General features: G+C 41.9%; 10 protein-coding genes and 1 tRNA gene. 5 read left to right on the forward strand and 6 right to left on the reverse strand.

Going from position 1 to position 14,467, the window contains the following annotated elements; all coding sequences use genetic code 11:
* Positions 1-488: 488 nt before the first annotated feature.
* A complete protein-coding gene (locus tag V7K42_RS06000) occupies positions 489-1,121 on the reverse strand; it encodes a GNAT family N-acetyltransferase (RefSeq protein ID WP_442938528.1) in 633 nt (210 codons plus the stop codon).
* 1,018 nt (positions 1,122-2,139) lie between these two features.
* Here V7K42_RS06000 and V7K42_RS06005 point away from each other — a divergent pair.
* The 3 genes from V7K42_RS06005 to V7K42_RS06015 all read left to right on the forward strand — a co-directional run bounded on the left by V7K42_RS06005 (position 2,140) and on the right by V7K42_RS06015 (position 7,029).
* Positions 2,140-5,688 (forward strand): response regulator, encoded by a 3,549-nt coding sequence (locus tag V7K42_RS06005; protein ID WP_334914441.1) that lies wholly within the window; start codon positions 2,140-2,142, stop codon positions 5,686-5,688.
* 68 nt (positions 5,689-5,756) lie between these two features.
* Positions 5,757-6,908, forward strand: coding sequence for a hypothetical protein (locus tag V7K42_RS06010; RefSeq protein ID WP_334914443.1), 1,152 nt, complete (start codon positions 5,757-5,759; stop codon positions 6,906-6,908).
* Positions 6,909-6,958: 50 nt separating this feature from the next.
* A tRNA-Gly gene (locus tag V7K42_RS06015) sits at positions 6,959-7,029 on the forward strand.
* A gap of 279 nt (positions 7,030-7,308) precedes the next feature.
* Here V7K42_RS06015 and pstB read toward each other — a convergent pair.
* The 4 genes from pstB to pstS all read right to left on the reverse strand — a co-directional run bounded on the left by pstB (position 7,309) and on the right by pstS (position 11,349).
* Positions 7,309-8,115: a phosphate ABC transporter ATP-binding protein PstB gene (gene pstB / locus V7K42_RS06020; RefSeq protein ID WP_334914445.1), complete on the reverse strand. Its 807-nt coding sequence runs from the start codon at positions 8,113-8,115 to the stop codon at positions 7,309-7,311.
* 57 nt (positions 8,116-8,172) lie between these two features.
* Positions 8,173-9,054 (reverse strand): phosphate ABC transporter permease PstA, encoded by an 882-nt coding sequence (gene pstA / locus V7K42_RS06025; protein ID WP_334914447.1) that lies wholly within the window; start codon positions 9,052-9,054, stop codon positions 8,173-8,175.
* A 19-nt stretch (positions 9,055-9,073) separates the two neighbouring features.
* Positions 9,074-10,024, reverse strand: coding sequence for a phosphate ABC transporter permease subunit PstC (pstC, locus tag V7K42_RS06030; protein WP_334914449.1), 951 nt, complete (start codon positions 10,022-10,024; stop codon positions 9,074-9,076).
* A gap of 143 nt (positions 10,025-10,167) precedes the next feature.
* Positions 10,168-11,349, reverse strand: coding sequence for a phosphate ABC transporter substrate-binding protein PstS (gene pstS, locus V7K42_RS06035; RefSeq protein WP_334914451.1), 1,182 nt, complete (start codon positions 11,347-11,349; stop codon positions 10,168-10,170).
* 761 nt (positions 11,350-12,110) lie between these two features.
* Between pstS and V7K42_RS06040 the strand changes: the two genes are divergently transcribed.
* Both V7K42_RS06040 and lspA read left to right on the forward strand, forming a co-directional pair.
* Entirely contained in the window at positions 12,111-12,698 is a 588-nt protein-coding gene (locus tag V7K42_RS06040) for a biotin transporter BioY (protein WP_334914453.1), read from the forward strand.
* A 102-nt stretch (positions 12,699-12,800) separates the two neighbouring features.
* Entirely contained in the window at positions 12,801-13,277 is a 477-nt protein-coding gene (gene lspA / locus V7K42_RS06045) for a signal peptidase II (protein WP_094331532.1), read from the forward strand.
* Between the two features lie 274 nt (positions 13,278-13,551).
* Here the strand turns inward: lspA and V7K42_RS06050 are convergent, their stop codons facing one another.
* Complete coding sequence (locus tag V7K42_RS06050; protein ID WP_334914456.1) at positions 13,552-14,217, reverse strand: hypothetical protein; 666 nt, start codon at positions 14,215-14,217, stop codon at positions 13,552-13,554.
* Between the last annotated feature and the right edge of the window lie 250 nt (positions 14,218-14,467).

The raw sequence follows: 14,467 nt of genomic DNA on the forward strand, positions 1-14,467 counted from the left end.
TAATAAATACACATTGGTTAGTAATTGAATGATCATATCTTATGAGATATGACCAGATTTGTCCCCAAATTCGGATAGTGTTTTATTAAAGTTTTTATAAAGATGAATATCTTAATTACAAAGTTATTATGAGGGATCGCTAATTTTATCAGAGTAATTATACCGATATGTTCTCTTGTAATTCGTTTATTTACCTCTATAAAATACTCTAAAATAATTGTTGTTTCATGACAAGTCAAAAAAGATAAAATGTAACACTTAAATTATTAAACGAAGTTTTCTCAAGTTATATGTTTATTAATATGAAGAATAGAAATATCTGTGAAAAATCCCAAATACATATCTTTCCAAAAATATCAGCAGGTATATATATCAGGCGATTTAGCTAATATTGGCTAATTTTTTAGTTAGGTCAGTTTGTGCCCTAATTATCGATATTGATGATAGATTTTCTCCAAAATAATTACAATATTAAAGTTTATAAAAATTCAGATATTTGAATCAACACTCAGATGTTTATGCAATAGCATCTGGCTTGAGCGTCCTAGTAAAAACCTATTCAAATTCGATTCTACTTTATGGACTCGATATCCCACCTTGAAATAAAGTTGCCTTGCCTCATGATTATTTTCCAAAACGTGAAGATATAAGTCTTGAAATCCCCACTCTCGCGAAACTTTTTCACAGCTAGTCAATAACCCTGAAGCCACACCATGTCTACGGTATTTTGGGTGAACCGCTAAGTTAGATAAATAAGGAAAACCTATACTAGTCTGATTCCACGAATCACTGTAACGTACACCCAGTTCCACACTTCCCACTAGATTATTCGCCGCACCACTAGTACCTTCAAAGGCGACTAAACAAACATGACGAGGTGGAGGTGATGCCATCCTATGCCTTAAGTCCTCGTAAATACCCAGACGTAGCAATGGAAAAGCCCATCCCCACAGACCCTTTTGGGAGTGAAAGCTTTCAGCAATAATTTGGGAAACATCGATCAAATCAGCAGGTATAGCTGTCCGAACTTGAAATTGCCAGCAAGCTGGATCGATTGGCTGTTCCTGGTATGGATGAAAAAACCGATATTTCAAGGCTAGTTTAGGATTGATTTTATTCAACGAAAATTTTCTCAAATATCCTCAAACACCATTTAAACTTAGTAAAAACTTCATATCCGCCCAGGAGATTGAACTGACTTAAGATTGCTAATTCACTTTTGCTTATACAGCAAACAAAGTTTTACACTTGAGTTTGAGGCTTAATAACCTGTATTTTTAAATAGTCTTAGAAGTTACAACTTCGTCAAGCCACAATCTTAAGTTTGTTGAGTTCAGATGCATTCCTTGCTTTAGATAGAGAGCATGTCAGTCTGTTGACCACAAAAACATCTGTAGATTTGTACAGGTTTAAGTGAATGGGTAGATAAATAGCATAACCTAGCCGTAGACATTAACTACAAAATTGTTAAGTAAGTACACTAGCAATAAGCTCTGGTTAAAAACTACCTTTAGTTGTAGTACTGAACTTGTTTATGCAATTGAAGCTACACTAACAGGACTTTGCTACTAGGTCATAAGAGCTGGCTGTGTAGATACCAGGAAAGAATCTGCAAGGTTCATAATCCCTAATTTTTTAACCAATACCACTTGTCTTAATGATAGTTCTGATTGCTAAATTAGAAAGAGGTATTTGTCTAATAGTATACTTTGGCTTTAAATCTTATTGTTTTAATCTCCCGACTCTACCATGACTACCATAAATAAAATTTACCCGCAAGTGTTAGTACAACGACTGTGGAGGGAAAACTTAATATGCAGCTTCATCTGGAATTTTCAGCTAGCTATGAGTGCTGTATCTACAGACATTACTCACAGGAGGTGAAAGAAGATTTGGCAAGCAAGGATCGACTCTATAACCCTAAAACTGACTATGAAAGCAATTACACTGCACCAAAGCAAACGTTAATGGGCATAAGCCATTGAGACGAATTACTGTGAGTAAACGCTCCTACACTCAGCAGTCATATAGCCAAACAACCTTATTGGTCGAAATGCTCTGCTCTTACCTGAGGAAGAAAAATCCTTCCCCAATCAGATTATTCTTTATCCGACTGCCGTTACAGCAGGAAAGCGGTGCATGAAATCCCAAGCAAACAGTAAGCCTAAAATTTTGGTCGTCGATGATGAGCCAGACAACCTTGACTTGCTTTACCGCACCTTCTATCGCGACTATAAGGTGCTAAGGGCAACCTCTGGCCCTGCTGCCCTCGATCTACTGGCTCAAGAAGGAGAGGTCGCGGTGATCATCTCCGATCAGCGAATGCCGATGATGAGCGGTACAGAATTTTTGAGCCTGACAGCAACTCAATATCCAGATATTATCCGAATTATTTTAACTGGCTACACCGATGTCGAAGACTTGGTGGAAGCAATCAACGCTGGTAAGGTTTTTAAATATGTCACTAAACCGTGGGAAGCAGAGGAACTTAAAGCAGTAGTACGCCAAGCTTTGGATACTCACAATGTCCTCAAAGCCCGCACCCGCGAACTTACCCGCACACTCCGACAAGAGTCGCTGCTGAATACCGTCACAAACACAATTCGCAGTGCTTTAGACTATCGCCAAATTTTGCAGGCAATTGTAGATACAGTGGGCCACATGTTGGAGGTAGATGTGTGCCTATTGCGTCCCTTCCAAGATGAGCAGTTGACGGATAAAGGATTCATTTATCAGAAGGCTCTTTCTGAAGAAGCAGGGGAACATACATTAGTAGAGGTGCAGGCAAATAATTCTTCTGCTGTGTCCTTCTCTCCCTCGACACCTGTGACTGTTTTGGCTCAAACTGTATGGGAAACCCGCGAAGTTCAGGTGATTCACGATGTAACCGATGATGAGCGCATTCACGGTAATACTCCCGAACTGCACCAACGTGGCGAAGCTTTCGTTGCTGCTAACATTTGTTCTAGTTTAGTTGTGCCATTGATCTGCCAACAAGAACTTATGGCAGTGCTGGCACTGCACCAGTGTTCTGTACCCCGCTTCTGGGGAGAGGATGAGGTGCAGCTAGTGTTAATGGTAGCGGATCAGGCAGCCTTAGCTTTGTCTCAAGCTTATGCTTACGAGCAAGTACGTGCCCTTGCCAAGCGAGAGAGCTTAATCAATACAATTACTAGTGCGATTCGCTCTAGTCTAGACCCCCAAGATATCTTTGCGGCGATTACTCAACAGTTGGGGCAAGCCTTACAAGTTGATGGCTGCGTCCTGTCTTTGTGGACAGAAGATGATGAGTTTGTCGAGTGTGTGGGCTTGTATGATAGTTTTCAACATTTAGAAAATTTAGGTAGGTACAGCTCAACCCAGGCATGGCCAGCCTCAAACAATAACTCAAGTAGTAATCATTACCTAACAACTCCAAGATTACCCTATTCTCAAGCATCTATACAAGAAAATCCAATCCTTCAACAAATGCTACAGACACATGAACCTGTGGTAATTGGTAACGTTAGCCATTCTCCTTCAGATGTGCAGGGTTTTAATTTGCCGTTAAAAATGCCAGCGCGATCGCTAATGTTTGTCCCATTATTGGCAGATGGTAAATGCATCGGTAGTATTACTTTGCATGAAGGTAAAAAAGTACGGAAGTGGCTGCAATCTGATATCGATTTGGCGAAAGCAGTAGCAGCTCAAGCAGCGATCGCTGTGCAGCAGTCACACTTGTATGAAAAAACTCGCCAGCAAGCTGAACGCTTACTAGAATTAGACAAACAAAAAACCGAATTTTTCCAGAATATTTCCCATGAGTTTCGCACACCGATCACCTTGATCCAAGGGCCTTTAGAGTCGGCGGTGGCAGCTGGTGAAGGATTATCTTTCTCCCAAAGTGCGATCGCTCTGCGTAACTCCCGTCGCCTCCTGCGACTGGTAAATCAACTCCTGGATTTACAACGCCTGAATGCGGGAAGAATGCAGCCTAGTTTCCATCCCTGCGATTTGGTCGAATTTGTCAGCCAAATTGTGGAATCTTTTCGTCCCTACTGTGAGAAAAAGAAACTGCATCTGATCGCCCAGTTAGATGAATGTTCTCCGGTATACTTGGACATGGAAAAATTTGACAAGGTGATTTACAACCTGCTGTCAAATGCCATGAAGTTTACTCCCGAAGGTGGCACGATCGCTGTCAGACTAAAATCTGAGCGCGATCGTTGCATATTGCAAGTACAAGATACGGGAATTGGCATTGTTCAAGAACAAATTCCTTACCTCTTTGAGCGCTTCCGCCAAGCTGAAGGTTCAGCAAACCGTTCCTATGAAGGCAGTGGTTTGGGTTTAGCCTTAGTTAAAGAATTGGTAGAATTACATGGTGGTCAAGTCACTGTGGAATCAGTTTACGGTCAAGGTACTACCTTTAGTTTATGGCTTGTGACTGGAAACGCTCATTTACCCGCACAACAAATACTAGAAACGCCTGCGGAAGTGAATACGAGCCGCGCTAGTGTAGAATTGGCTGATTTAGAACTGGTAGAGTCAACAACAGACAATATTGAAGATATTACAAAAAATTCCTCCCCTCATATTGATACTCAAGACTCAGCACTTAAGACTCAACACTCAATTTTAGTTGTAGATGACAACCCGGATTTGCGAACCTATGTATCTGAGATTTTCCGCCGTAACGGTTATCGTGTACAGACGGCTCGTAATGGTTATGAAGGGCATAACATAGCTAAAGAAATTATACCTAACTTGATTGTGACTGACTTAATGATGCCTTTGGTGAGCGGACTTGAGATGATTCAGCTGATCCGCAAAGAGGAGAAGTTAAAAGGAACACCAATTATTCTGTTGACAGCAAAAGTTGACGAGGAAACCCGCATCGAAGGTACAGAACATGGAGCGGATGCTTATTTAGCAAAACCATTCAACGATCGGGAACTTTTAGCGGAAGTTCGGAATCTTTTAGCATTGAAAGAAAATGAACGCCGAATCGTGGAGTTAAATACTTATCTAACAGAATCGGTGCTAAAACGCTTTTTGCCAGCTGTATTGGTACAAAAAGCCGCAACCGGTGATTTAACCTTAGATTTACGCCCAGAACCACGCTTAATTACAGTTTTGTTTAGTGACATAGTGGGTTTTACCCAGTTATCAAATACTCTCAGATCCCGACGAGTTGCAGAATTGCTAAATGAATATTTAGAAGCTATGACCAAGGTTGTATTTGGCAATGGCGGCACTGTAGATAAATTTATGGGAGATGCGATATTAGCTTTATATGGAGCGCCGGAAGAGCTAACCCCCAACGAACAAGTGCGTCGTGCCATCAATACAGCCAGAGCAATGCACCGCTCACTGGCTGACTTGAATCAGCGCTGGCGAGATCAAGGTGTATTTGATGGTGACAGACTTACTAGCGTCCAGTTTCGCTGCGGTATCCACCAAGGTACTGCTGTTGTGGGGATGTTTGGTGGTGCTGAACGGGCTGATTATACTGCTATTGGCCCAAGTGTAAATATTGCTGCAAGGTTGCAAGCTGCTGCTATTCCGGGTACAATCCTGGTTTCTGCTGCCGTAGCAGATTATTTGCAGGAAGAAGAAATTACTAAAGGTAGTCCGCTAGAACTTAAAGGAGTGGACGAAACAGTTTTGACCTTTGCTGTTACACCAGAGGTAATGGTTAATCGCTAAAATTTAGACTGGTATTTTAAAGCATTAACAATGAGTAAGAGTGCCTAATCATATCCAGTTTATATAATATGACACCATCGGTTGCAGACAAAACTCCAATTCCAGCCAAAGTCTGGAGGCGACACACTGACCCACCAGGTTTGTGGATTTCTGTCGTTATAGGTTCAGTCTCTCTGCACTTGCTGGCGTTCTGGCTAATATGCTCATCTAATGGATTTAGTCTGTGGTTTCCCCAGCAAAGCCAATCTGCTATTCCTGTTGAATTGATAGACATTCCTCCTGAAACAAAATCCACAGCCAAAAGAGTTTCGCCAAAGCCAGCATCCACAACTCAAAAGTCTGTAACAGCACGAACTACGCCCAGAAATGAAGATTTTGGGGCCATAAATTCTGCTGATAATCTCCAGCAAAAGAGTCGAATTTACGCCTCTCAACCTAATAGACAACAGAGAATTCCTGCATCCACACCCAAACCGACAGTTACACCAAAAGCGATCGCCACGCCCAAACCGACAGTTACACCAAAAGCGATCGCCACACCCAAACCGACAGTTACGCCAAAAGCGATCGCCACGCCCAAACCGACAGTTACACCAAAAGCGATCGCCACGCCCAAACCGACAGTTACGCCACCACCTACGGTTCCAGTCGGTAATCTACCTTGGAAACGTCGTCAAGAAATCACACTGGGAAAGGGAACGGCACTACCAACAGGTATTCCATCAACTCCACCAACTCCAGCTAGGGAAACTCCACCAACTCCAGCTAGAGAAACTCCACCACCTTCGACTAGGGAAACTCCATCAACTCCGACTGGGGGAGCATCGGTAGCAATAGTAGCTCCTTTGCTGAGAGATGAAATGATTAAATTTATACAAACAGCAGGATTTCGACAAGATGCTTTACCCGACGTTATCGCTTCATACACGGGAAGCAACGCAAAACAATTAGACTCAAGTTTTCTCCCAAGCGATTCCGAAGTTAAGCCTGCACAGATGCTTGTTAGTTTAATAATCGATCGCAATGGCAAGTTTCAACAGGCTGTAGTTCTAGAAATAGAACCAACAACACTACAAAGTGAAAAAAGCACATACGAGCGAGTTCTTAATGATGTTTTCAAAACAGAAAACTTTCTTGCCGCTCACAACAACGATGGTAAAAAACCAGATTTGAGTAATTTGTTTGTACGAATCAAAATCCAGCCTGCTAATTCTAACTAGATGCTTGAATTTTTCTAAAAGCTATGTTATACTTAATAAGTTGGAAATTTGCGGGTGTAGTTTAGTGGTAAAACTATAGCCTTCCAAGCTATTAATGCGGGTTCGATTCCCGCCACCCGCTTTAAAAAAGTTTGAACTCCGAAAATGAAGCACGGTGTAAGTATATCTACTATTTTGCTTGAGGTGTTTGGAGTGGGTGTGGTAAACCACCCACTTAACCAAGATTTATGTTAAATAGCCTTATTATTGTTTTTCTCGATCGAGAAACAGCCGCAATCGCTCAAGCGATGCCTACGCGAACCTTGACAAACAAATAATAAAACTAGAGGAATATCGCACAGCTTTAATTTCTGAGTATCCCTCATTGCTTTCACATCAATGATGTGTAATATTTATCTAGTTATCCAAACCTGCCGCTAACGTAATCTCTGGTATCTTGCTGCTGAGGATTGTTGAAAATTAGCTCTGTTGCGTCGTACTCTACCATGTAGCCATTACGACCTCCTGTCTCTGTAGTTTTGACATTAAAAAAGGCTGTTTTATCAGAAACCCGTGCTGCTTGCTGCATATTATGGGTGACGATAACAATGGTATATTGCTCTTTAAGTTGGTGAATGAGTTCTTCAACCCGCAAGGTAGAAATGGGATCGAGAGCGGAGCAAGGTTCATCCATTAATATAATTTCAGGTTGAACTGCGATCGCACGAGCAATACATAACCTCTGCTGTTGTCCACCAGATAGAGAGGAACCACTTTGTCGCAGTTTATCTTTTACCTCATCCCACAAAGCTGCTTGCCGCAAACTGCGTTCTACTAATTCATCCATATTACCTTTGTAGCCATTGATTTTGGCTCCAAAAGCAATGTTGTCATAAATTGATTTGGGAAACGGGTTTGGTCTTTGAAACACCATCCCAATTCTCCGACGCACTTCTACAGGATCGATGTCGGATGCATACAAATTCTTATCGTAAAAAAGTATTTTACCTTCTGCCCGGAATGACTCAATTAAGTCATTGAGGCGGTTATAGCATCGTAACAACGTACTTTTACCACAACCAGAAGGGCCGATAAAGGCTGTCACCTGATTTTTTGGTATGTCTAGCCAAATATTCTGTAAGGCTAAAAATTTGCCGTAGTATACGTTCAAGTTTTCGGTGCGTAAAACGGTTTCAGTCCCGTTGACTGTGCTAATATTAGTAGCCATAAATTAAGTGCAGTATTAGTTTTAGCGATACAAATCCGCTATGTGTAAGCTCTTTCCCTAAGCTTTTTTGCGAGTAGCCCAACGAGCGATGATACTTGTGATTAAAACCATCAATACCAAAATCAAAGATGCCGCCCAAGCTAGTGATTGCCAATTTTTAAACGGAGAAATGGCATATTTGTAAACCAAAACAGCAAGGGAAGCTGTGGGTTCAAATAAGCTCCCAGGCCAAAAATTGGAAAACAGGGCGGTAAATAGTAAAGGTGCGGTTTCTCCAGATGCTCTGGCGATCGCTAGCGTTGCCCCAGTTACAATTGCTGGTAAAGCTGCTGGCAAAACTACTTGTGTTACTGTTTGAAAGTTTGTTGCTCCTAATCCTACAGATGCTTGCCGCAAATCTTGCGATACTAACTGCAAGGCTTCATCAGTGGTTCGGACAATAATTGGCAACATCAAAATTGCCAGCGCAAACCCTCCACCGAGAGCAGAATACGATCCTAAGTTTAACTTAACCAGTGTCAAAACCACAATACCATAGGCAAATACCCCAGCAATGATTGAGGGGACTCCACTCAATACGTTAGCTGCAAAACGTACCCATCTTGCAACATTAGCCGAGCTAAATTCTGTGATGTAAATTGCCGCTAAAATCCCAAATGGGATACTAATCAGGGCAGCAATTCCTACCATTAATAGTGTGCCCAAGATTGCATTACCAAAGCCTCCTCCCTTTTGTAAAGCTTTGGGTGGCAGTTCAAAAAAGATGCTAGGATTCAAACTGCTAAAACCTTGAATAATGACGTAAGAAATCACTGCTAGCAAAGGCACAAGTGCCAATACCCCACAGATAAATGCAATTACGGTCATTACAGTGTTAAACAGTGTCCTTTGAGACATGGGAGCGCGAATTAAACTGCGCTCTGGAAAACTAGAAGTCATAATTCAATCCAAAACTAAGCTACAGTCGCTTGACTCTCAGAACGATAAACTCGGCCATGATATTGACTACCAAGGTCAAGAAGAATAGAACTAAAGCAGCGTACATTAAAGCCGAAACTTGCAAACCACTAGCTTCGGAAAATTGATTCGCCAGTAGAGAAGAAATCGTATTGCCTGGTGCTAACACTGAGAGACTAATGTTGTTGGAATTACCAATCAACATGGTTACAGCCATTGTTTCTCCCATTGCCCGACCGAGTGCCAACATCACGGCACTAACTATCCCTGAAAAGGCGGCTGGAATCAGAATTTGCAAAATCGTTTCCCAACGGGTTGCTCCTAATCCTACGGCGGCTTGGCGCAAACTGGGTGGTATAGAAATCAAGGCATCACGCGATAAGGCTGTGATGATGGGCAAAGTCATAATCGCTAATATGACACCCGCTGGCAACATTCCTGGCCCTGTAGGGGGGGTGCTAAAAAATGGTATCCAGCCAAAGTAAGTATTGAGCCATTTTCCCAAGTTAGTTATGATAGGCACTAAAACGAAAATACCCCACACGCCGTAGACAACACTGGGAATAGCTGCGAGTAGTTCTACCGCAAATACCAGTACCAACTTCACTTTGGCGGGTAAAAAGTCCTCACTGAGGATAATAGCCGTACCAACTCCAATCGGTACAGCTATCAGTAGACCGATAAAAGAACTCAAGAGAGTTCCATAAATTTGAGGTAGCACCCCGTAGGTATCATTAACTGGGTTCCAAGTGGTGTTGGCTAAAAAGCTAGCGCCAAATTTTTGGATAGCAGGCCAAGAAGCGATCGCAACCTGTAAGCCGATCCATAATAAAGTGGCAGCAACCCCAAAGGCGAAAATTTTAGTAAGCCAAATAAAACCCCGATCTAGGGACTTTTCTACATCAGTGCGATTTTTTGTCGCTGATGAAAGATTTTGAGAATTTGTAGTCATGACTACCGACTTTCACAATTAAATCAGAGGAAAATATGGGAGGCAACCATCTCAACAAAATTGTTGCCTCATCGTCTTTTAAAACTAGTTTAGTAACCAGCCTAAAAATTATTGTCTAGGAATGCCTCATGTCTTAGCTGAAGCTATTTAGTAGCGCTAGTACCAGCAACAGAGATTTTATACTCTGGACTAATTTGATCGGCAGCAGCAGCCACCTTTGCGATCACGTTTTGGGGTAGAGGAACATATCCTAATGTTGTGGCCTGTTTTTGACCCTCAGTTAAAGCGTATTCGATCGCAGCTTCAACTGCCTTAGCTTTTGCCGCATTGGGATATTTCTTGTAAGCCAAAATCCAGGTGTAAGTGACGATGGGATAGGAATCAGCCCCTTCTGGATCGGAAATGAAGACGCGGAGATCGGGGGGTAGAGTTACTGATGCCAGGGTTTTAGAGGCTGACTCTTCACTAGGGACAATAAATTTACCGCCTTTGTTTTCCAAAGCCGCAAACTTGAGACTGTTTTGTTTGGCATAGCCGTACTCGACATAACCAATAGAACCTGGTGTTTGTTGGATTTGAGCGGTAACACCCTCATTCCCCTTAGCACCAACTCCCTTAGGCCAATTGACAGTTTTACCTTCACCAACTTTAGTCTTCCACTCTGGGCTAATAGCACTGAGGTGTTTTGTAAACACACCTGTTGTTCCGCTACCATCTGAACGATAAACAACTGTGATTTGCTCTTTAGGAAGCTTTGCACCTGGGTTCGCTTTGGCAATTTGGGCATCATCCCAAGACGTGATTTTGCCTAGTAGAATATCAGCGTAAACGGCTCGTGGTAGCTTAAGTTCTGGAACATCTGGTAAGTTGTAAGCTAGCACGATGCTACCAGCAGTTACAGGCAGTAAAATAACGCCCTTATCGGCTGGCACTTTCTGGATTTCTTCATCCTTCATGGCAACATCGCTAGCACCAAAGTCTACAGTGCCTTTGATAAATTGCTCAACTCCAGCACCGCTACCAACTGAGGCATAGTCAACTTGCAGATTTGGATATTTTTTGTTTAGATCCGTAAACCATGTATCATACAATGGTGCTGGAAAAGACGCACCAGCCCCGCTTAACTTGATATTTCCACCCAAATCTAATTTGGTTGTGCTGGAGGCAGTAGTATCTGTAGCAGTGCCAGAAGGAGTCTCCTTGGTGGCCGTATTATCTGGGTTTTGCTGTCCGCCACCACATGCAGCTAGGCTGAATGTCAGTGCTAACACTGAAATTGAAGCAGTGAGGCGATGGATTTTTATTACACTAAGAGGTGAAGGCATCGCTATCAATAGTTTGGGTAACTTTTCAGGTGAGCGATTCTAAGGATACCCCCAAAGGATGAATGTCAAGGTAAAGGATAGGTTAATAAAGCAAAAAATGCTTGTTTTTTTTTGATGAAGAACAAACACTCGTTTCTACTTTTACTTGATAAAATTTATACTGCTATTGCTAGTCAGATGTCACAAATAGTACCACAGTAAGTTGGTTACATATATTTACTAGACTCTATTATTTTAATGTAGGTTTGTTAGTCCAGTGATAAAAAATGACAAATTGTGGTAATATGTAAAACTTAAAATAAATTTTAGAACTGATGAAAGTTCTTGCTGCTTATAGGTCTAAGTAGGATAAAAGTCATAACTAAACAATCTAAGTTTAGAGAAAGTAGAAGAAAAACCGTCAATTGCCTATTTTATGGAGAGTAGGCAGGGCGATCGCTAAAAAATCGTGAATTAAAGAACTATCTTTAACATTTTGTAGCATAAGTTGGCGCTGAATCGAAAAACTTAGTTTAAATACTAAATTTTGCTAACTTTACTGCGTATTAGGTCAAATACCAGAATCAGACTAGGCTTCAGTCAATAAAATTACAGCTATAGACACCTAAGCCATAATTTGCAGAACTGAAAGTTACCATACCAAAAAGGCAAAAAAAAATATGCTAATTCTTAGAGGTGTCAGCACAAATTTCATTTCAATACTAATGAACATACTAGTTGCTGTTGGTTTTCCCTTTTGCCTTTTCCTGGTTGTCTGATAAATGTTTGCTGCTTCCAATCAATTACTATGGTCTATGATTGGCTTACTCCTGACAATGGGTGGCACCTTCCTAGAAGCCTATGGCATCACCTTTCCTTGGAATTGGAGTAAGCACGGAATTCAGACTTTTTCTTTAGGTGTCACTTTTCAAATTGGCGCAGTACTGTTGGTGGGTTGTTTAGGGGGCAAAAATGCCGGTGCGCTCTCGCAAATAGCCTATTTAGTGATGGGACTAACCTTATTACCTGTATTTGCCGATGGCGGAGGTATTGGTTATGTTAAGTTATCTCAGTTTGGCTATCTACTAGGCTTTATTCCTGGAGCTTGGATTTGTGGCTTAGTTGCCTTTAAAGCTAGACCTCGACTAGAAACTCTCGCTTTTAGTTGCATCTGTGGCTTGTTAACTCTCCATCTATGCGGTATCACTTATTTGATTATTAGCTATATTTTTCAGTGGAAAGGCACAGAAAATATACCTTTGATGCAAGCAATCCTTAGATACTCTTGGTTTGCACTACCAGGGCAATTAAGTGTAGTCTGTGCCGTTACTGTAATAGCATATATATTGCGTCACTTAATGTTTTATTAGTTATGAAGGACCTAGAGGCTAGGGGCTAGAAATTTATTTAAAGTTTAAAATTCTTCTACCTAGTCCCTAGTCCTTAGTCCTTAGTCCTTAGCCCCTAGTTTCATGCGTTTAAAAAATCGCCTTTTCTGGATTGCTGCCTTCATAGCTTTTTTCTTAGACCAAATAACAAAATACTGGGTGGTGCAAACCTTTAGCTTGGGGCAGACACTACCACTCTTACCTGGAATATTTCACTTCACCTATGTGACTAACACTGGTGCGGCTTTTAGTCTATTAAGTGGAAAAGTCGAGTGGTTGCGCTGGCTATCTTTAGGAGTCAGTTTAGTATTGATAGCTTTGGCCTTGTTTGGCCCAACGTTAAATTTGTGGGATCAGTTGGGCTATGGCTTGATTTTAGGTGGAGCTATGGGCAACGGTATTGATCGCTTTGTTTTAGGATACGTTGTTGATTTTCTTGATTTCCGCCTGATTAACTTTGCTGTATTTAATGTGGCAGATTCATTTATTAGTATCGGTATTGTTTGCCTATTAATTGCTTCCTTGGAAAAAACACCGACTTCAACTGGTAGGTCGCAGTGAATGGGGTAGGAGGTAGAGGGTAGTATTCCTCCGGCTAAAAATGCCCTCTGGCTCAAGCCTTTCTAAACTATTAAGCCTGGGATGAATCATCCCAGGCTATTGATTAATGAAACCCTTGCTTAGTCTTATATGCGAAGACTTTATCTATAAGATTCCAAAGATTTTTATTTCATTTGTATCCTACACCAGTTTTATATAACTGGTGCAGAAAATCAAGATGCACCGGCGATCGCTGATGGCAAATTAGTATTCAGATTATGCCCCAGCTTTTAATTTAATTACCTGGAGCAGGAGTACTAGAGCCTGGAGTACTGGGAGAGTTTACACCTGGTGCGGTAGTGCTGCCAGGAGTGCCAGGTTCAGGTGAAGTTGAGCTTCCTGGTACAGTAGTGCTGCTAGGAGCGCCAGGTTCGGATGGGGTAACGCTTCCTGGTGCTGGAGTTAAGTTACTAGGAGCGCCAGGTTCGGGTGGGGTAACGCTTCCTGGTGCTGGAGTTAAGTTGCTAGGAGCGCCAGGTTCGGGTGGGGTAACGCTTCCTGGTGCTGGAGTTAAGTTGCTAGGAGCGCCAGGTTCGGGTGGGGTCATGCTCCCTGGGGCTGGAGTGCTTTCGGGGCTGCCAGGTCCAGGTGGTGTCATGCTTCCTGGTGCTGGAGTGCTTTCGGGAGTGGTGCTGTTACTAGGTGTGGTTTCTGCTGGTACTGTAGTGCTACTAGGAGCGCTGGGGTTAGCTGCTGTACCGCCGGGACAGCGAGAGTTAAGCGGGAAATACTCGCACAGAATTTTCATCCCTTCTGGCGACATCTTGATTTCCGTTGGTGCACTAGTAGATTCGCTACTGGATTGGGCTATGGGGGATTTACTGGATTCGGCTACAGCAATATTAGTGGTGAGAGCCAAAGATAAAGCTGTACCAATCAGGGTCAGAGATTTTCCCATCATTCTGAAATTAACCTCAACGGAACACTCGCCCCATTAAAACAGACAATAAGATTTAGAAAATCTTCCTAAATGAAGATATTTTGGTTTGTTTCAGAATCTGTGGATATGTAAAATTGTTAAAAATTAAATTTGTTGCTTCTTAGTAATTAGTATTTATAAACACATTAATACAAATTCTGTCTGTAGTTACTGAACTAAGAATGTATATAAAACAGGCTCTTGAGAAGATGGAAGAAATTTATGCCTTTGA

The organism is Nostoc sp., from assembly GCF_036917455.1.
Taxonomy (GTDB): domain Bacteria; phylum Cyanobacteriota; class Cyanobacteriia; order Cyanobacteriales; family Nostocaceae; genus Nostoc.